The sequence below is a fragment of the Breznakibacter xylanolyticus genome (assembly GCF_003254275.1).
GTDB classification, from domain to species: domain Bacteria; phylum Bacteroidota; class Bacteroidia; order Bacteroidales; family Marinilabiliaceae; genus Breznakibacter; species Breznakibacter xylanolyticus.
In genome coordinates, this window is record NZ_QKZK01000017.1 from 15,044 (window position 1) to 37,069 (window position 22,026).

12 protein-coding genes are annotated in these 22,026 nt (G+C 46.5%); 3 read left to right on the forward strand and 9 right to left on the reverse strand.

The window, feature by feature from the left end; all coding sequences use genetic code 11:
• Positions 1-111 precede the first annotated feature (111 nt).
• Positions 112-951 (reverse strand): LytTR family DNA-binding domain-containing protein, encoded by an 840-nt coding sequence (locus LX69_RS10905; protein WP_170124338.1) that lies wholly within the window; start codon positions 949-951, stop codon positions 112-114.
• A 282-nt stretch (positions 952-1,233) separates the two neighbouring features.
• On the opposite strand from LX69_RS10905, the gene LX69_RS10910 reads away from it, so the two are divergent.
• The 3 genes from LX69_RS10910 (at position 1,234) to LX69_RS10920 (ending at position 7,390) form a co-directional block, all read left to right on the forward strand.
• Positions 1,234-2,562, forward strand: coding sequence for a BNR repeat-containing protein (locus tag LX69_RS10910; RefSeq protein WP_170124339.1), 1,329 nt, complete (start codon positions 1,234-1,236; stop codon positions 2,560-2,562).
• A gap of 169 nt (positions 2,563-2,731) precedes the next feature.
• Positions 2,732-3,940: a glycoside hydrolase family 88 protein gene (locus tag LX69_RS10915; RefSeq protein ID WP_111446084.1), complete on the forward strand. Its 1,209-nt coding sequence runs from the start codon at positions 2,732-2,734 to the stop codon at positions 3,938-3,940.
• A 348-nt stretch (positions 3,941-4,288) separates the two neighbouring features.
• The gene (locus LX69_RS10920; RefSeq protein ID WP_111446086.1) at positions 4,289-7,390 is read left to right on the forward strand and encodes a glycoside hydrolase family 2 TIM barrel-domain containing protein; all 3,102 of its coding nucleotides are present in this window, start codon (positions 4,289-4,291) and stop codon (positions 7,388-7,390) included.
• Between the two features lie 81 nt (positions 7,391-7,471).
• Here LX69_RS10920 and LX69_RS10925 read toward each other — a convergent pair whose 3' ends face one another.
• The 8 genes from LX69_RS10925 to LX69_RS10960 form a co-directional block, all read right to left on the reverse strand.
• Positions 7,472-9,661, reverse strand: a complete 2,190-nt coding sequence (locus LX69_RS10925; RefSeq protein ID WP_111446088.1) for an ATP-binding protein — start codon at positions 9,659-9,661, stop codon at positions 7,472-7,474.
• Between the two features lie 106 nt (positions 9,662-9,767).
• Positions 9,768-10,145, reverse strand: coding sequence for a response regulator (locus LX69_RS10930; protein WP_170124340.1), 378 nt, complete (start codon positions 10,143-10,145; stop codon positions 9,768-9,770).
• 100 nt (positions 10,146-10,245) lie between these two features.
• Positions 10,246-12,705 (reverse strand): PAS domain-containing sensor histidine kinase, encoded by a 2,460-nt coding sequence (locus LX69_RS10935; protein ID WP_111446090.1) that lies wholly within the window; start codon positions 12,703-12,705, stop codon positions 10,246-10,248.
• A 153-nt stretch (positions 12,706-12,858) separates the two neighbouring features.
• Positions 12,859-13,494, reverse strand: coding sequence for a response regulator transcription factor (locus LX69_RS10940; protein ID WP_221621342.1), 636 nt, complete (start codon positions 13,492-13,494; stop codon positions 12,859-12,861).
• Between the two features lie 11 nt (positions 13,495-13,505).
• Positions 13,506-16,358: a PAS domain S-box protein gene (locus LX69_RS10945; protein WP_170124341.1), complete on the reverse strand. Its 2,853-nt coding sequence runs from the start codon at positions 16,356-16,358 to the stop codon at positions 13,506-13,508.
• A gap of 174 nt (positions 16,359-16,532) precedes the next feature.
• Positions 16,533-19,127, reverse strand: a complete 2,595-nt coding sequence (locus tag LX69_RS10950; RefSeq protein WP_111446094.1) for a methyl-accepting chemotaxis protein — start codon at positions 19,125-19,127, stop codon at positions 16,533-16,535.
• Between the two features lie 84 nt (positions 19,128-19,211).
• The gene (locus LX69_RS10955) at positions 19,212-19,697 is read right to left on the reverse strand and encodes a chemotaxis protein CheW (protein ID WP_111446096.1); all 486 of its coding nucleotides are present in this window, start codon (positions 19,695-19,697) and stop codon (positions 19,212-19,214) included.
• 61 nt (positions 19,698-19,758) lie between these two features.
• On the reverse strand, positions 19,759-21,741 hold the full coding sequence (locus LX69_RS10960) for a chemotaxis protein CheA (RefSeq protein ID WP_111446098.1): 1,983 nt from the start codon (positions 21,739-21,741) through the stop codon (positions 19,759-19,761).
• Positions 21,742-22,026 lie beyond the last annotated feature (285 nt).

The window sequence follows — 22,026 nt, forward strand, 5'->3', positions numbered from 1 at the left end:
CACCACCGCATAAAAATAATAGGGTCAAACGCCCGTCATTAGGTGCCAATGCACGGTTTAGGGACGAAAACAACAGCTTTAGGGGCGGATGTCAGCCCCGGGGTGGAGGCCTTAAATCAACTCGCGCAGCTTATCGACCATATTTTTGGACACGGGCACGGGAAACGACAGCATCTCGCAAAAAACTTTATACCCCAACGAATTTCCCTCAATGCGGTCGATGAAACGCACGTTGACAATGTATGACCGATGGCATTTGTAGATGGTTTTAAACTCCTTCACCACCATTTCGGCCAGCGTCATGCTGCAGCGCACCATTTGGTTTTTGAGGGTCGATCCATCCATCCAAAACACCTCAATGTAATTGTTGGCCGACCGAATGAGCACCAACGTACTCACCCGAATGGAGAGGCTGTCCTTTTGATAATCGCTTTTAAAGTGAATCATGGGATCGGTGCTCTGCTTGTTATCCCTGAGTTTTTTGTTGAACTCGTCGGCCATCTTCAGGTGGGTGCGCAACATTTTTTGATGGTTAAAGATGATGAGCACCGTGAGCGGGATGGCCGCCATGAGCACCAGCTTGATGACGGTGTAAAAATCGAACCCCATCACCCCCAGCCAGCGGGTATAAAAAAAATAACCCATCAGGATGGTGAAGAGAATCCACAGGTCGTAAAATATCTCCCGTTGAATGTTCCACTTCGACGAGGCAAACAACTTGGGCAGCAAACTGGGGATGTACAATAAGTTCAACACCAGGGTGAAAAACGTGATCACGGCAAACCCTACCATCAAGTAATAGCGCTCGCGCACGCTCAGCAACCCAATGTCGAAAGGCTGAAAAAGCCACATAAACAAAAACACACCAATGGTGATGAAAAAAATCAGCCGGGTGTTGAATTTCAAGTCATCGTTAAAGGGGTAGGACTTTTTGAAAATGTTCAATGGCATGGTCATGGGCGTAAAGAAATTCGGCGAAAGTATGAAAAACAATCCGATGGGCAATACACAAAGGCATGGCCAGGTACGCCCCCTCCCCCAACGACTTCCGTCCCCCGGGCAAGCACCATGCCCTACCACCGGTCAACACCCCATGCGCCCCATCGGTGCATGACGATTGTCCCGTCCTCCGAGGAAAATTCGTCTAAACACCTACCACCCCCTACCAGCCACCGGGTTTTTTATATTTTTGTAACAAACACACATTTTTTAACCACACACATCCATTTTCCAATGATCCATTCACGCCTGCTGCTACTCATCGCCATGGCGCTGTTGCCATTCTCGGGCCTCGTTTCGCAAACCACACCGCGTGTCACTGCCGTTCCGGTGGCGCCGGTGCCCGCCTCGTTCCCCGTCAACTTTGCCCTTCACACCGTGGGCAAGCGTCAGTACGTGGCCTTTTACGACTCGGCTCACCAAATGACCATTGGCATGCGACGCCTCAACAGCCGAAAGTGGCAACTGCAAACCCTCCCCTCACGAGTGGGCTGGGACAGCCACAACTACCTCTCGCTCGCGGTCGATGATCAAGGCCTTCTGCACCTGTCGGGCAACATGCACTCCAGCCCGCTCATCTATTTCCGCAGCAGCCGCCCCCACGACATCACCTCCCTGCAGCCCCTGCATGCCATGACCGGCCACGACGAGGAGGTGACCACCTACCCCGAATTCATGCACAGCCCCGCCGGCGACCTGCTCTTTCACTACCGATATGGCCGCAGCGGCTCGGGTTACGAGGTCTACAACCGCTGGAACCCCGACAGCCTGCGGTGGGAGCGCCTGCTCGACCAGCCCCTCACCGACGGTCAGGGCCGCATGAACGCCTACATGCAAGGCCCCGTACTGGGGCCCGATGGCTTTTATCACCTCATTTGGGTATGGCGCAATACGCCCGACTGCAGCACCAACCACACCCTGTCGCACGCCCGCAGCCGCGACCTCATCCACTGGGAGAGCATCCGTGGCCAAGCGGTGTCCCTGCCCATCACCCTGAGCCAACAGCAACTTCATGTCGATACCACCCGGGCCGGGGGCGGCCTCATCAACATTGGCATCAAAATCGGCTTCGACAGCCAAAAACGACTCGTCATTGGCTATCACAAATATGACCCGCAGGGCAACACGCAATTGTTTTTGGCCCGGTACGAAAACAACCAATGGATGTTGCGACAAATCACCCAATGGAACTACCGATGGGACTTTAAGGGCATGGGCACCATTGTCAACGAGCTGCTCATCGACGCCCCCCAACCTGCCGCCCGCCCCGGTCAACTCACCATGGGCTACCACCACTTTCGGTGGGGCGATGCCCAAATAACGGTCGACGAAGCCACCCTGGCACCCATCGACTCGGGCGCCATCACCACCCCCTACCCGCCCCATCTCGATGTGGTGCGCTCACCCTTTAAGGGCATGCTGGTGCACAAAGTCTTCGACTCGGGACGACCCCCCAAGGGTCATCGCTACCTGCTGCGCTGGGAAGCCCTGCCCCCCAACCGCGACCGCAAACCACAGGGCACGCTACCCCAACCGGGCTTGCTCGAGGTGGTGAAATACTAATGCCAAACACGATGACGCCGGGTGACTCTGTATGGATTTAAACGCAGAGACGCTAAGTCGCAGAGAAAACAAAACGGAGAACGAGTGTTTAGTGTTCAATTTTTCGCGCTTTTGATATTCCATAAAAGACTCAGCGCCTTTGCGTTTAAACAAATAAAACCAATCAAATATGACAAAAATCCTTCCCCTGCTGCTGTTGTCGCTCACCCTGCTGACAGCCAACGCCCAAAAATGCCCCAAGCCCCAGCCCATGAAGACGGTGGTGAATGATGCCCTCGCCTTTGCCACCCAACAAAGCCTGGCCATGGCTCACTCGCTGGCCGACCGCCCCAACCGTCTGCCCCAAACCACCGACCGCTTTGGGCGGCTCATCACCTGCAACTCGGGCTGGTGGGTCAGCGGCTTCTTCCCCGGCGTGCTGTGGTATCTCTACGAAAACACCCCCACCGACGAACTCCGCCAACAGGCGCACCTCATCTCGATGCGCGTGGCCGATCAGCAATACACCACCGACAACCACGACGTGGGTTTCATGATTTTCTGCCCCTTTGGCAACGCCCTGCGCCTGACGGGCGACACCACCTATGCCACCATCATCCGCAACGCCTCCAACTCGCTCATCACCCGCTTTCGTCCGGCCACGGGCTGCATCCTTTCGTGGGACCGGGCCGAATGGAACAAGCAGTGGCAGTACCCCGTGATCATCGACAACATGATGAACCTGGAGATGCTCATGTGGGCCGCCGGGGAATTTAAAAACGATCAGTATGCCCATGTGGCCATCACCCATGCCAACACCACCCTGCAACACCACTATCGCCCCGACTACAGCTGCTACCACGTGGTGAGCTACGACACCCTCACCGGCCGTCCCGAGCTTAAACACACTGCCCAGGGCTATAGCCACGCCTCGGCCTGGGCACGCGGTCAGGGATGGGGGCTGTACGGATACACCATGATGTACCGCTTCACCCGCGACACCACCTACCTCAACCATGCGCGCCACATTGCCGCCTTCATCCTCAACCACCCGCGCCTGCCGTCCGACAAAATCCCCTACTGGGACTTCGACGCCCCCAACATCCCCGACACCTACCGCGACGCCTCTGCCGGTGCCCTCATCTGCTCGGCCCTCATCGAACTGAGCGGCTATGTCGATGCAAAAACCGCCAAACAATACCTCTCGGTGGCCGAAACGCAACTGCGCGCCCTGGCGGCTCCGCCGTATCGCAACGCACCGGGCAACAACGGCAACTTCATCCTCAAACACAGCGTGGGCCACATGCCCAACAATACCGAGGTGGACGTGCCACTCACCTATGCCGACTACTATTTTGTGGAGGCCCTCGTGCGGTATAAAAAGCTCAAGGGGTGGTGAGAGAAAGGGAAAAAGTGCAAAAGAGAGAAAGTGCAAGAGCAAGAAATTAAACGCAAAGACTCAGAGACGCAGAGAATTAATTCGTAACGTTTAATTGCTTAGCGTCTTTGCGTTTAAATGAATCCCCAAACAATGAGTATATTGAATCGATTACGTCTCGCATTTTCAAAACAATCTCAGTCTCCATACCTACTATCATAACTCATTTGAGTTATCTGCATTGTTACTTAAACGCATGACGTAACAAAATAACACAGCGCCTTCGCGCCTTTGCGTTTATTTTTACTCTGTGTTCATTGAAAACTCAACATTCATAAGAACGAACTAATATCCACTAAATACAATACTATGAAACCACACCACACGCTGCTTGGCATGGCTCTGGCCACCACCCTGGCGATGCCGGCGCAAACGCCCGACTGGGAGAACCCGGCGGTTTTTGGCATCAACAAAGAGGCGCCCCGTGCCACCTTTATGATGTACGACAACCGCCACGATGCCATGACCGACCGCTACGAAGCATCGGCCTTTCATCTGCCGCTCAACGGCGACTGGCAGTTCCACTGGAGCCCGACGCCCGATGCCCGTCCCGCCGATTTCTATACTGAAGCGTTCGATGCCTCGGCCTGGAACTCCATCCCCGTGCCCTCCAACTGGGAACTGCAAGGCTACGGCACCCCCATCTACACCAACATCACCTACCCCTACCCCAAAAATCCGCCCCTCATCCCCCACACCGACAACCCCGTGGGATCGTACCGCCGCACCTTTACCGTTCCCGCCAGCTGGGACGGACGCCGCGTGTTCCTGCACTTTGAGGCCGGCACCTCGGCCATGTATGTGTGGGTAAACGGACAAAAGGTGGGCTACAGTCAGGTGACCAAAAGCCCCGTGGAGTTCGACCTTACCCCCTACGTACGCAAGGGCAGCAACCTGCTGGCCGTGGAGGTGTACCGATGGAGCGACGGATCGTACCTCGAAGATCAGGACTTCTGGCGCCTCTCGGGCATCGACCGCGATGTGTACCTCTATAGCACCCCGCAAGTGCGTCTCTCCGATTTCTTTGCCCGGGCAGGGCTGGATGCCGCCTACGTGAACGGCACCCTGGCGGTAGATGTGACCGTGAAAAACAATCTGACCAAAGCCGCCAAAGCATCCATCGGTCTGGAACTGGTAGACGCCGATGGCAAAACCATCCTCTCACAAGATGCCGCGCTAACGGTTAACGCAGCTGCGCAGGCCACTCACACCTTCCGCACCCCGGTAACGGCACCCAAACAGTGGAGTGCCGAACATCCCAACCTCTACACCCTGGTGGTGCGCATGGGCGATGAAATGACCTCGTGCAAAATCGGATTCCGCACCGTGGAACTCAAAAACAGCCAACTGCTGGTCAACGGCAAACCCGTGACCGTGAAAGGCGTCAACCTGCACGAGCACCACGACCAAACCGGCCATTACGTGACCCGAGAAACCATGCTCAAGGACATAGCGGTGATGAAACAACACAATGTCAACGCCGTTCGCACCAGCCACTATCCCCACAGCACCCTTTGGATAAAATTATGCGACGAACACGGCCTCTACCTGGTGGACGAAGCCAACATCGAAACCCACGCCATGGGCGCCGAGTTACAGGGGGGCTTCAACAAAGCCATCCACCCCGCCTACCTGCCCCAGTGGCACGCCGCTCACATGGATCGCATCGTACGACTGGTGGAACGCGATAAAAACCACCCGTCAGTCATCCTCTGGAGCATGGGCAACGAATGCGGCAACGGTCAGGTATTTTACGATGCTTACCAATGGATGAAACAACGCGACAACACCCGTCTGGTGCAGTTTGAGCAATCGGGGCAAAACAGCAACACCGATGTGGTGTGCCCCATGTATCCCGGCATCAACTACATGAAAGAGTATGCTGCACGCACCAATCCAGGACGCCCCTTCATCATGTGCGAATATTCGCACGCCATGGGCAACAGCTCGGGTAACTTTCAGGAGTATTGGACCATCATTCGCAACAGCCCCCACATGCAGGGCGGTTTCATTTGGGACTGGGTCGATCAGGGTCTGCTCACCCGCGACGAAACCGGCCGCCCCTACTGGGCCTATGGCGGCGACCTGGGTGGACACAACTATACCCACGATGAGAACTTTTGCCTCAACGGACTGGTGTTCCCCGACCGCACCCCCCATCCCGGCCTAATGGAGGTGAAAAAGGTGTATCAGGACATCCTCTTCAAGGCCAAAGATCTCTCGAAAGGTATCCTCACCATCACCAACGAACATTGCTTCACGTCACTTGACAATTACCGCTTCACCTGGGAGCTGCTCAAAGACGGCCAACAAACCGCCACGGGCGAGTTCACTGCGGCCGTGGCTCCACTGACCTCCGAAGATGTGACCCTAAAACTCCCCCCCACCGACCTTGAGGGTGAGTGGCTGCTCAACGTCTATGCCCACACCACCCGCGCCACCACCATGGTGCCCGCCGAACATGAGGTGGCTCGCGAGCAGTTCCAACTCGGCAGCAACGACTACTTTAGCCGCCAGACATTCACCCAAACCGACAAAATCAGCATCACCCCCGGCGATCGCCACATCGAGATGAAATCGGCCAACGTGACTGTGCGCATCGACAAACGCAGTGGCCTGCTCTCCTCCTTTGTGGCAAACGGCACAGAGTTGCTGGCCGGCAGCGCCGAACCTAACTTTTGGCGCGCACCCACCGACAACGACTTTGGATACCATTACCCCGTTAAGTTCAACATTTGGCGCACCGCCGGAAAAAACAGCCGACTCGATAAAATTGATGTGATCACCAACACCGAATCAGGTCACCCCGAAGTTCTGGCCTTTGTACAACTCCCCGATGTGATGTCAACCCTTCGCATCCGTTACGCCCTCAATGCTCAAGGCGCACTGTTGGTCGATGCCGCCTTCGAGGCCGGTCAGGCCACTCTGCCCGAGATGCCCCGCTGGGGCTTCACCCTGCCGGTGAAAGGCTCACTGAACCAACTGAGCTACTACGGCCGTGGCCCCTGGGAGAACTACATCGACCGCAACACCTCGGCATTCGTGGGCATCCATCAATCGACCGTTGAGCAACAGTACGTCCCCTACATTCGCCCCCAGGAAAACGGCAACAAAACCGACATCCGCTGGGCCACCCTCACCAACGAGCAAGGCAAAGGGTTAAAAGTTATCGGTTTACAGCCACTAAACTTCAAGGCACTGCGCAACACCGATGCCGACTTTGACCCGGGACTAACAAAGAAACAACAACACACTACCGACATTCATCCTCGTGCGAACATTTACATGAGCATCGACCTGTTTCAAATGGGCGTGGGCGGCGATAACAGCTGGGGGGCATACCCACATGCCCAATACCGCTTTAAGGCCAAAAACTACCAATATGGTTTCATCCTCGAACCCATGCTGTAATTTTGCCAACAGCGATATAAAATGAAACGCCCCGGTTTGCATTGCTTGCAAGCCGGGGTGTTTTGTATCAATGTCACCACATTAAGGAATGGCCAAACAAACCTTTGCATGATGAATAGAAGCACTCCCTTCATCGGCATAACCATCACCCGCAAGAGCCGGCAATGTAAACACCACCCGCAACCCACCGGCCGAGGGGTGTTCAATATAAATTTCCCCGCCATGTTTTTCGATGAACTCTCGACAGAGCACCAGTCCCAATCCGGAACCTTTTTCGCCAAACGTACCAATGGTGCTCATTTTTTCATCAACACGAAACAGGTTTTTCACCTTATCATGTTCCACCCCCACCCCGCGGTCAGTCACACTACATCTAACCCAATCGCCCTCAGTCTTGGCATCGACCCAAACTTTGCCTCCAAAAAACGAGAACTTCACACTATTTGACAACAGATTACGAAATACAGAGCGGGCAATGTAAGAATCAGCCATGATGTCGATTTTTTTATTAATCCGGTTCACAATGGTGACCCCTTTTTGTCGAGCCAATAATTCTACATCTGCCAAGCTTTGCTCAGCCACCGAACGGAGATTTTGTCGCTCAGGTTCAAAACGCAATTCCTCGAGCTGAATGCGCCCCCACTCCAATAAATTATCCAACAAATGAGCTGTTTTAGATGTCGCATCATGTAAATTGTCGATAATGAGCTTCATTTTTTCGTCATCAAAAGTTCTGTATCCCTTTCGCAGAACATCCGACAACCCCATAATCACATTAAAGGGATTTTTCAAATCGTGCGCCACCACCGAAAAGAATCGATTTTTGGAAGAATTGAGCAGCGTCAGGTCATAATTTTCCTGAAGCACCTGCGCCTCTTCGTCCATCTTCTCTTTCCTCAAAAAAATGGTTTGAATACCCGCCCCGACCTGATAAGCGAGCCGTCGTAAAAACGACTGCATATCGGACGAATCGAACTTGTACATTTCGTTAGAAATAAAAATCATCCAGCCCCATATTTGTCCCCGCACCGACAAAGGCATCCATGCCCAGGAACTCTGATGGAATGCACAATTCCCGGTGCGCATCTGCAAGGGATTCTCAGGCTTATCGCCCGATAAGGGACAACACCCCCCGTGATCGGCTCCCGACATCCCCCCATTGGGTAACTCTCCCCGCTGCACAATGGTACGGGGCATTCCTTCGGCCGAGGATGCCGAATAAATACTCATGTAGGGAATATCCAATATCTTTTGAGTAATGTCCCCCACCACATCAAAGAACTCATCTTCGGAAACAGCACTCAAAATGCCTGCCGTCAACTTATTAAACGCCTGCAACTGAAGATTTTTCACAGCTAAACGGCCGTGCATCTCGTCGAGTTTACGGTTCTTCATGATAATTTCATTGTTCTGAAGCACCAAAGCCTCTTCTTTATCTCGGGCATCTTTCAAGGCATTTGACGTATCTAATGCATAGCGCATCATGCGACGTCGCCCTACCACAATAAACACCAGCCCTAACACCAACAACGCGGCATGCACCGGGATTTTCCCATAAAAGAACGAAGCCCAATAGGCCTGATACCTTTCCAATGGCACTGACACGCTCAATCCTCCCCTGATACCGGCCTGAGAAAAAGCCTCGCCGCCATGACACTTCATACACTCAGGCGTGTCGTGCAAAGCCTTCATATACCGAACACATTGACGCCCGTCCTCAGTATCCAGGTTACTGTACTCATCGACTCCTTGCTCGAACATAGTCAACACCTTACGCTCCCACTCATCGGGAGCATTCTCTGGACGCAACAATCTCAAACTGGTAATGTGACCCTTTAATCCAAAACGTTCGTTCCCTAGTTCGTTGACCTGACGCGTCATAAAAGCAGGGTTAACCAATGTGAGATTCACACCATCGGTGGTCACCAAATCACGGTTTGGCAAATGCGACAGATAAGGATTTACCTGAGAACTATCGGTCATCACCACATACACCCCACCTTGGTTCGACACCCACTGCCGATACACCATGTCCTTGACGAATGCACTCTGAGCCTCAGCCAGAGCAAAACGCTGCATGCTCTCATCCTGTAGATGCCAATTCCACCACAACGACCCCATGACAATGGCAACCCATGCCACCATTAACAGATACGAATAACGATAAATTGCCGACAACTCCTTTGTCGGCTCCAAACCGATTCTATTCGGCACGGGACGAAAGGCTGATAAAAAGTGATGCTTAATGGGCTTTTTACGATGACTGCTCATACGTATGCTTTGTTTATATGATTATTACAATCTGATTCCTTCGCCACATGCCTTCATGATTTATTCGTTTTCACTCCCTCCTTTTGCACGAATGCAATGCCCCAATTCATGTTTCGGAAACCACCGGGATGTACTTTTTAACAACATCCAACAATTGCTCTTCGGTAAATGGCTTCAACAAATAGCCATCAAACCCGTTGCACACAATCTCCTCCTGAATATTGTTATAATAATACGCCGTTTGAGCAATCACCGGTAAGCCAGGACGAATGGCTCCAATCAAACGGGTGGCGTAAAAACCATCCATTTGGGGCATCCGCAAATCCATAAACACCAACTTAATATCTGCATTTCCCTGCACACACTCCACAGCTTCAATCCCATCCTTGGCCAAAATGGCCACCACCCCAATTGCCGACAAATACTCGCGAATCACTAAGAAATTTGAAAACTCGTCATCTACAATCAGTACTACGTCAGACATAATCATTCCATTATTAAAAGTTCAATAATTCATTCCAAGTATTTTAATACATCCAATTTCACATCCTCAATTCAGCCCCAAACAACCGTCCATCCCACATTCAATTCTTCTTCACACTAAAATCGACTTTCGACCTCGACACATCAAACTGTTCGGATGACATCACAGGCATTTCAATCCGGAACACAGATCCTCGTCCGGGAATCGATTTTAACGTAATGCTGCCATCCACCAACTTCATGTATTCTTTGACAATAGCCAACCCCAGACCGATCCCCCCATAATTACGGGTCATCCCGTCCTCCTGTTGGCGGAAAGGTTCAAAAATCAAATCCTGAAATGAAGCTTCAATACCAATTCCGGTATCAGCCACAATACAACACAAACGTCCCGCAGAGGTAGTGCACTTAACACCAATGCTCCCAAAGAGAGTAAACTTATAAGAATTAAGAACCAACTGCTTAAGAGCACTCGTAAAAACAGTCGGATAACCAATCACTTGCTTGTCTCCTACAATTTTATAACGAACATTCAACTGTTTTTCGGGATTCATGGTTTTCCCAATCCTCAAGGTCTCAACCACAGCCTTTTCAAGATCAAATTCACTATTGACAATCTTCATCAAATGAGAATTCAGCTGCGCCAATTCAATCACATTGTTCATAATCATCAACAAACGATTGCTGTTTTCATTGATGTAATGCGTATAAAGCGACAAATCGGATGGCGAAATATCTTTCTTCTTCAATAAATTAGAAAAACCAATAATCCCATTTAACGGCGTACGTATTTCATGAGACAAATTACTAAAGAAAGCTGTCTTAAGCCGATCACTCTCTTCAGCACGCTGTTTGGCAGAAACCAAATCATCTTCCATAATTTTTCGCCGCGTGATATCGTCAATTGAAATCAACAAGTGGGTTCCCGATTTCAATATCAACCGTGATATGGAAACCAACAAATAAAGTCGGCGCACAGCACCTTGATTCATTTGCGACACCCATATCTCTTCACGGATAAATGATTTACCGGACACATAAGTTTCACGCGCCATCTTCCTCAACCGGCAGGTTTTACAAACCGGCCCCAACCCACATCCACGGGGATTATTAATGGTTCCAACGCAATTCATCAAATTACCGGGACGCAGCCCACTATAATCACTATTTAAATGAGCCGCCAATTCAAAGCCGGCTCGGTTCAATCTTACCAACTCCCCGTCCCGATTGAGCAACATCAGCACCGAGTGTGTGTGCTCAAACATTTGTCGCAACTGCTCGTCGCGTTCGTGCAACTCATCTTGTTGCCTCATCATTTCAGTAATATCTTCAAACAATATCGCGATAAAGCCTTTTTTGGGACAAAAAACCATGATCCGAAACTTTTTCCCCTCAATAAAACGCTCATCCACACATCGCTTAAATTGTCCATCATTGGCCACCTCTAACAGGGCATCATGCATTTCCACATCGAGATGTGGAATGACGTCATTGATCTCCCGCCCCACAATCTGATCAGATGTGAATCCCAAAATTGTCTCAAAAGCAGGATTCACATCCACAAAAACAAACACATTCATCTCCCTCTGTGAGCTAAATTTGCTCTCAAGCAAAGCAAATCCTGAACTTAAGTTTTCAAAAAGCAATCGGTATTTGAACTCCAACTCCTTACGATATCTGATGTCACGGGCAAACAAAAACAAATGCGCCTGATGATTCACCGAAATGGTACGCATCGACACCATGGCTTCGGCAATGCTCCCATCTTTCAACCGAAACTGAATCTCCACATTATCAATCGAACCTTCTAAAATCAACTTCTGTAATAAAATATCCCGCTGTTGCGGTTCAGCCCAAAAATTTAGATCAAGAGATGTTTTTCCGATGACTTCATGCATCTCATACCCCGAAAATTTCAGAAAATTATCGTTAACCTCCACAAAAAAACCATCGGACAAACGCGTGATACAAATCACATCCGGACTGATTTCAAATGCCATTTTATACTTATCAGTCAAACAGACCGGTTGATAGTCATCAGAATCATGCTCGCATGACACATGAAGTATTAACACCCACATCGACTCAAGTTCAATCGGATAAGCCTCAATTGCACCACGCATCAATTCGCCTGATGGAGACAGATAAGTGACCCAATGATGTAAATGATCAGAATGGTTATAGGCACCGGTCACAAACAACCCCTCAAACCAGTCCGCCTTTTCGGGCGTCAATAGTTGGCCTATAACCAATACGTCCTCCCCCCTCCGATACGACAGCACATGCGTTCCAAATGCAACATTATGACACAATACCTTCCCCCCAGCCCCCAATAGACACATCGGCTCATGAAACCGCTGAAACCAATCAGCTTGAACAAAATCTTCAACCGAAAAACTTGAACACCCCAAGGCATCCACATCTATCTCATCCATCAATGCAACCCACTTCGAAAAATCGCTCAAATCCTCATCCCTTTCGGAAAAAGTAAGCGATTCGTCTTTTGTAATGGAGGTATCAGGACGATCGTAAATCGAACTATAAAAACGTCGTTTCTTCATAGATAAAAAGGTTAGCAACAGACACCCGAGAATTCAACCCCATTCACAAAAATCCCCGGTACAGATAGAAACATTTCATACAATCCAATCATTCCTTCCATCTCTCACAAAAAAATGCCACACAAATCAATCGATTCGGGTTATCGAACACACTCAAATCTCAATCAAGCTATTACGAATTGCATACATCACCAAAGCGGCTGTATTGGCAGAAGACGTTTTGTGCAAAACCCCCTCTTTCATCATCAGAACATCGTCAAATTCCAACGATAAATCCCGTGCAATTTGCTCTGTACTATACCCTTCGCACACCAATTTTAAGATTTCAACCTCCCGCTCTGACAGCGTTTCGCGTTTCGACTCACCAGGTGTTTTTCCAATTGAAGAGATGACTTTTCGCAACAGTTCGTTTGAAAACCAACTTCCTCCGGCCGATACCTCTTCAATGGCCTGAAGTAATTCATGAATCCCGGAACTCTTAAGTACAAACCCCTTCACACCCGATTCAATCATCGAATAATAATAGCGTTCATCACCAAATGATGATAAAGTCAACACCTTCAGATCAGGGATCAACTCAATACCCATACGAGTCGCCTCCACTCCATCCATTTCCGGCATGGAAATATCCATCAGAACGACATCAGGCTGATGTGACGATAACAAATTCAAAAACTCCTTTCCATTAGAGGCTTCCGCAATCACTTTAACCAATCCCTCCATGTGAAGCATTTTTTTTAAGCTCTCACGAAACATCTTATGATCATCGACAATGATAACTGAATACATAGCCATTATTTTTAATTAAGATTCAACACCATACACACCTCTGTACCACAACCTGGCTGACTGTGGATATCCAACTTTCCGGATAATGTTCGCAATCGATTATTCATATTAAACAACCCCATTCCCTTGCGTTTAGCCAAAACATCTTCAACATCGAACCCTTTTCCATTATCCCTACAGCAAACAGATAAAACATTTTCCGATTGCTCTATTGATATAACGATTTCTGAAGCTTCGGCATACTTCATCGCATTGTTAATACATTCGGTCAATACTCGGTACAAAATAATTTCCACCTCTTCGGAAAAACGCCCTTTAATACCTGTTACTTGATAATCAAACAACACTCGATTCACTTCCGAAAGTTTATTGGTAAAAGTCTCCAATGCCGGTATCAATCCAAAATTCTTCAACACGTGTGGACTCATATTAAATGAAATCTCCCGAACGGTTCGATGGGCTTCATCCACCAAATGCTCGGTGTCTGACAAAATAACATGCGGATCCGTCTTCAGATCAGGCATCTGAATCCATTGAACATACATTTTTATGGATGAAAGAATCGGCCCCAACCCATCGTGCAGCTCTTGCGCAAACCGAATACGCTCTCGTTCTTCGGTCTCAATCACCGATGTCAACACCTTACGTTCAAGCTCCTTGCGATACGTTACATCTTGCATCGAGACAAGATAGAACAACTGCTCTGTAAAACTATTTCTGATCAACGAGATATTGGTATGCGTATAAATAACGCGCCCATCTTTTGATTGAATGCGCAGATCCACGTCAATCAACTCTTTTTCTCCATTACGCAATTGCTCAAACATGACACTCGTGTAGTCAACATCTTCGGGAACAACAATATCGCGCCAGCATAAGCCGGAAAGCCATTCTCCTGACATCCCACTCATTTTCTCCATCCGATGATTGACACGACTCCAATTCAAAGCATCATTAAGTATTCCCATCGCAATGTTTCCTTGTTCAAATTGAGTTTTCAACAAATACTCAGTCTGTTCAAACCTGGCTTCAAGCAACTTATCACTCGTCACATCCTTCACAATCATCAACACTTCATTATCGCCAAATGGAACAATCCTTATCTCCAGCCAATAAGGCTCCAACTGTTCACCAGAAGCCAACTCAATCACACGCAAGTTGCGCAACATCAACACTTCCCGTATCGCATCCATCAAACACTCCTCATTCTCCAATCCAAACAAATTAGAAATGTGCTTTCCTACAGCATCATGATGCGAATCAAACGACGAGAAAAAAAGCGATTGTTGAGGAGTTGCCAACACAACGCCCCTTTGACTGACACGAAATAGACGATCGGGCATGGCATCCAATAAGGAACGACAAAAATTCTCACTCTCCACTAATCGCATATTTCGCTCCACTCGTTCAGTTATATCCATCAAAACCCCATCAATTAAATAACCTCCGGGAGAATTGACTGAGGCGATTTTGCCCGATTCCCAAATCCATCGTACATCTCCACCCAGCGTAATGATTCGGTAGTTTATTTGATATGGATTATTTGACAATATCGCTTCTTGAAACTTCTTCCAAACCATCATCCGATCCTCTGGATGCACCAAATCCTGAAGCCCCATCTCCTGACTTAAAAACAATTCACTGGAATAACCGGTTAACAGATAGCAACCTTTACTCATAAAGGTCAACGACCGATCTGCATTATTCAAACAAGTAAATACAGTGCCGGGCAGATTATCCATCAATGACATCAACTGCCTGTTGGATTGCGAGAGGGCACTTTCGACATACTGCTTCATTTTGGCAGTACGCACATTTTCAATAATGTAACCGTTTAGAGCCAAAAAAGGCGTTAAATCATCCAGAATCTCATCTTCGCGTTCGGCCTCAATATTTAAAAGACAAATTACAGCAACTACTCCATTCTGCTTGATTGATACCGGAATAAATAAATATGACTTCACATCCTTTTTACCAAAAAATTTCCCCGCTGGATCATTATCTGAAATCTGAAATGAAGACAAAGGGCGCGACAGCGTAGCAACCCTTCTACAAAGATCAACATAATTGGTCACCCGATCTCCTGCGGTTTTCGGGACAGAAAAATGCGTTTTATCAATTTTAACACAATCGCCAAAATGGTTTAACAACCTAAAAAACAATTCACCGGAATCAGATGTTTCGACCTCCCACATCATGCCTCCCCGAGCATTTGCAACAAGGGTCATTTGCTCTATCAAGTGCCGACAAATATCTCCAAAATGAGATGTCCGTCCTAACAACTCCACCATATAAGCAAGCACACTAAGGACTTCAGATTTGTGAGCAGCATTCATCTGACAATTCTTCCACTCAGAAATATCTTCAATCATGTCCACCTGCCCAATGGCAATCCCCATGCTTGATTGTAGCTTTAATTGCTGAACCTTAAACCACTTTTCGGGCATATCTCCGGGTTCTTTGAGTTTGATCTCTGTCATTGAAGCGCCATTTTTCGCCACCACCATCTCATCCGTTTTAAGAACCTCCCAAGCAGGATCTGCCAATTTCAGCTCGTCAAATGACTTACCACTCAATCGCTCGGGTGCTGCCACACATAATTCATAAGCAAAACGCTCATTACAATACAAATAACGTCCATCAACACCCTTAATACTAACCCCATATGGCATAACTTCCATGACAGATTTCATCAACTGAATCTCGTTATGCAATTGACCGGACAAATACTTATTTTCTCGATACAGCATCCGGATATAAACCATCATGCCTATCAATAATAAAAGCGCAATAAGAACAGTTACGCCCATTAAATATTGCGACAACGACAAATCCCCCGTAGAAGCATCTATTACTTGCCCCATGGTTCCATACATATTGAAGTCGATATTTGCCAAACAGGTCATAACATAGTTTTCCAATGATCCATCAATCAAGTAAGTCACTATATTTAGAGACTTTGCCCTACATCGAAAAAATCCATAGCCGGCTGATTAAATTAAATCAAAATCAGCCGGCATTGGGTTGTAGATTAAAAATTAAAATTGTTCGTACCCCTTATTTGAATCTAAATCATCCAGAACAATGGCCAAACCTTTTTTCTCTGTTTTTCCATTTCCTCCGGTCGATCCACCGCCATTCCCTTTGTGATGCTGCAACGGAGCAGTACGCCGCTTCTCTTGCAATTTACTTTCCTTCTTGCCTGTATTAAAGAAGGAAATCACTTCTTTAAGCATATCAGCTTGTCCGGATAATTCTTCTGAACTAGAACTCATTTCTTCAGCTGCAGCAGAGTTTTGTTGTGTCACTTGAGAGAACTGATCAACCGCTTTAGCAATTTGCTCAGCCCCGGCACTCTGTTCTCTGCTGGCCATGGCTATTTCCTGCACCAGTCGTGCTGTTTTCTCAATATCGGGAATAATCTTATTCAACTGAGTACCGGCCTCTTCTGTCAAACGAAGACTAGAGGCAGATAACGAGTTGATTTCCACCGCCGCTTTTTGACTCACCTCTGCCAGTTTGCGCACCTCTGCAGCAACTACCGCAAATCCTTTTCCATGTTCCCCGGCTCTTGCGGCCTCTATCGCAGCGTTAATGGCCAGAATATCGGTCTTTTCAGCAATATCATTAATCACACGAATCTTTTCGGATATTAACCTTATGGCATCCAAACTTTGAGAAGAAGATGAACTCACCTCAATAATCCCCTTAGCCGAAGCAGTCGCAATTTTCTCGGTTTCAATAGCATTCTCACTATTTTGCTGAATAGTTCCCGCCATCTCTTCAACAGACGAAGATACTTCCTCGGCACTTGCTGCTTGCTCATTGGCTCCTTGAGCGATTTGCGTAGCTGTCAGACTCATTTCGTTACTTCCCGTAGCCACATTCTCCGATGCATCCGTAATCTGTGCCACTATTTCATTTAGCTTTGCAACCATTTCGGAAAGTGATTGCATCAATAAATCGTTATCAGATCGTTTTTCAAGGCGAACAGTTAAATCTCCATTTGCAACCAATCTTGCTTTTTCTGCAATTAATTTCATCGCTTTTACAGAATCATCAACAGCATTGAAAATCTGAGCAAATACCAATCGAGCCTCTTTGGTATCTTCATCACCGATTTCAGTTTCAAGCACCAAATTCAATTCGCCTTTTGCAAACAAACTTAAGTTTTCGGTTAATCGTTCTGCATGCAACGCTTGGTAATCCCCTATTTTTTGAGCTTTAGAAAATGCAGTTTTTATGGCAGTCTGATCCGTAATCACCTCAAAAGCCCCCACAACGGCGCCTTTATCATCCTTAATGGGCACACCGGAATAAGCAATATCCAAACGAGTATTGCCAGGACGCGCAACTGTTTCAGAATTAACCCGTGATAGTGATCGCATTGCTCTATTACAAGCACATTTCTCGGTCTGGCAATCTTCAGTCTTAAAAAATTCATAACACTTCATGCCAAATAATTTTGTTGGTGTCGAACCACCTAATTCAGCACCAGCCTTATTGATATACTGGATTGTATAGTCTGCATCTAAAATCAGAGCAGGAGTTGGCATTGCGTCAACATAACCGGCAAGTGAATGAATGGTCGAATTCATCCCCTTCACCAATTGGTACCATGAGCCGGTAAACTGAGACTCATCGGCTTTCACATTTAAACGACCTTTAGCAACCTCTTCTGTTAGCATTTTCACTTCACAATTAAGCCCTCCTAAAATGTCGATGCAACGATTTATATTATTTTTCACCAAATTGAAATCCCCATTGTAATTGGCTGTAATTTTTTCAAGTTGATCCCCATTGGCGATTTTTTGCATATAATCAGCTGCCATGTTCATGGGCTGTACTAAGGCATCTAAAGTTCTGTTGAATCCTTCGGGAATTGAGCGTAACTCAAAATTAATTTTTGACACATCCGCACGCGTATTCAAATCCCCGGCAATGGCACCATCGACCAATAAATTAGTCTCAGTCATAAAATCTTTAATAATCTTACGAATATTGCCCGAAATAAACAATCCGATACCTATGGCAAGGATAAACCCAAAAACAACAAGCACCATCATTATATTAGCTGCTTGATTGGCCTTACTAATGTTATCTTGCGATAGCAACTCTCCCTGCTTTACCTTGAACTCCAACAAAGCATCCATACCTACCTGTGCCTCGCGATATGGAATAATCAATTCACTGAATATATATTCATTAGCCTCATCATCCTTATTAGCCAATGCCAACATTTTCAACTTTTCAACACCATCACGAAACTGATTGAAAGGCACAACAAACGCATCGTATTTCATTCTTCCCTCCTCGTTGACGATACCTTTTTCATAAGCCCCGGCATACAAATCGACACTACCCAGAATTTCATCTATCAATTTTGCACCTTTTACAATCTCTTCTTTTTCTGTTGCCTGTATCATATCTCGATAGGCAGCACGAATTCGTTGAAAATTGTCAACAGTATTTGCCAAGTTCCCCAACTGAACCGTCACTTGTTCATAAAGTGCTTGATCTTGCTTTTCAATCCAAGCTAAACGAATGGATCCAAAAATCCCAATAAAAGAAGCAATCATCGACACGACAATAAACCCGGCAATTAACTTTGTTCTTATTGTTAAATTCTTCATTTGTCTATAGTTTTATAATTCATATTTTCATTTCAAAACGATTCAGTCCCCCATCGGACATCGTGAAATACCATCTTCAATTACCTATTCCATTAAAGCAGAAGATTCTGAGAGCTGTTGCACCAAAGCCAAATCCCCCACAGAAAATACCTTTTCGACATTAAGCATCATAATAAATACCTCATCCCTACGAATGGCTCCTGAAATAAACTTGGTATTATAACTAATTCCCATTTCAGGCACCGGCTTTATCTCATCCGGCTCGACTTCAATCACATCCTTAACAGCATCAGCAGTAGCCGCAATCAAAACACGTTGCTCTTCATTATGAATATCAAACACGATGGTAATACTGCGTTGATTATCGTCTTGCAACTCAAGGTTAAACTTCTTTCGGGTATCCACTACAGGCAGAATGTCCCCCCTAAAATTGATAATTCCCAAGATATGCTCGGGTGTTTTGGGAACTTTGGTTATTTGCTGATGTTGCAAGACTTCCAAGACCTGGTCAACATTCACGGCAAAATACTCCTTCCCCAAAACAAAGGTGAGATAAGTTGATTTTTCCATTGTCTTATTAAGTTTTAGTCAGGTTATTAATCCATATTTTATAAATAACATGCGCTGAATGTCAATTAAGCACACATAGTTCATCTTTTAATTTATCTGTATCCAGTAATAGCACAATAGAACCATCCCCATAAATGCTGGCACCTGACAGATATTGCTGATCCGAAAAACTACGCCCCAACGGTTTTACCACAGCTTGAAATTCACCAACAATTTGATCTGCAACAATGGCATATCTCTTGTCCTGCTTATTAATGATGATCAATTTCTCTTTTTCGGGCGCATCGACCACGCCAGACAAGTGCATGCGCAACGAAACATAAGGAATCAGTTCCTTATTGAATTCAAGCAAATTACTTTGGCGATCCAAAATTGAAGAATGGTATTCCATCCCACAGATTTCGACATCTTCCATGGGTATGGCATACTTGGTTCCGTGTGATGTAACCAATAGTGTTTCTATAATTGAGATGGTTTGCTGTAATTTTATATGGAAACAGGTTCCTTTTCCGATTTCCGAGTCAATGGTAATCTCACCGCGTATTTCACGAATGCGACGCATTACAATATCCATCCCGACCCCCCGACCAGAAACTTCACTCACATTACTGGCAGTAGAAAAACCAGGCAAGAAAATCAAATCAAGAATTTCCTTGGTTGACAAATTAACAGACTCATCCACAAAACCTTTTTCTCTTGCCTTCTTAAGAATCTGAGCAGGATCAATCCCATTACCATCATCAGAAATATCTATATAAACATAATTACCTGATTTGCAAGCAGAAAACTTCACAACTCCTTGTTCATCTTTCCCCTTTTGCTTTCGTTCATCCGTTAACTCTATACCATGATCAATACAATTTCGCACCAAATGCAAAATTGGCTCGGCAATCACATCGATGATATTCTTATCCAATTCAGTTTCTTCACCATAAGTCTCAAACTCCACTTTTTTACCTAGATTTTTGGACAAATCGCGTATCAATCGGCGAAAACGCCCCAACATCTCTTGTAAAGAAACCAACCGAATACTCAAAGCGATATCACTAAACAACTTAGATAGTTTATCAATTTTTTCGGCAGATTCCTGAATTCTCAAGGTCTCATTAATTCCAAGTGACAAGATTAATTCCGATTTGGCAGTCACCAACTCACTGACTAAATACATCAGATTATCCAGTTTTTCGGCCTCCACTTGGATGCGACGAGCACCAACCACATTGTTTTGATCTCCACCCTCGGTGCGAATACGCTTTGTGGCGGGCATGGATGAAGTTTCAGCAATAAAAGTTTCGTCACCAACCAAACGTTCTGATAACTCCCGATCGCGTTTATCAAGATCCTCTTCATTAAAGATGTTGAAATCGGCGATTTTTTGCACTTTACAGTAATCCATTACAAAAATCAGCGCATCCTCAATATCGTCATATCCCTTATCGGTAATCAGAAAAATATTCCAATAGACAGATGAATGCTCAGCATTGGGTGGATGTATTTTATACTGCCCTAGTAAAAACAAATCATGAAACGTAATAGAGAGATTAATACATCGCTTGATTATCGATTCATCCGGATTAAACAAGATGTGCCAGGTTGAAATATTAGAAATAGACTCAATTTTACGCCTCACATAATGCGTTGCCTGCTCAATACCTTTGTTTTTCAAAAAGTACTGGATATTTTGAAAAACAACCTGTTGATTTTCGATATTGGTCTTGACCTTAAAATCATAATCAGACAATAAATTACGTATGTGATCCGCAACAGAAAAGGTTAAATCCAATAATGATTGAGAAAGTTCCATGGTTCCCTCACGAATCCGATCGTAGAGACTTTCGAGTTCGTGGGTGACTTCTGTAATTTTATCATAGCCAAACATCCCGCTAGATCCTTTGAGTGTATGCATCACTCTGAAAACCTGATCGATTTTAGAAGCATCTGCCGGATCTTTCTCCAAGGCAATCAGATCATTGTCAAGCTGAACTAAAAGATCTTCAGCTTCTTCTATAAATTTCTGTCTAAATTGAAGCACATCCATAGCCATCAAATTGAATTGGGTTAAAGGCTTTATGCACCCAAAAGCGTTTCTGGTATCAAACCAATGAAAGAAACACAGCAGGTAACAGACCAAATTTATGGTAATGAAATACAAAGCGACAGCGCCATAAAGGGGGAATCAGTCCCGACTTAATAGAAATCAACACCCCCAATTCGAGGGAACCACAAGGGGGGGCATCAAACAATTTAGCATCGCAACAACAAAATGACAGCTAGTACAAAAGGGTTGTTGGACAACCAACCCTTTTGTACTAGTCTGACCAGCAACACA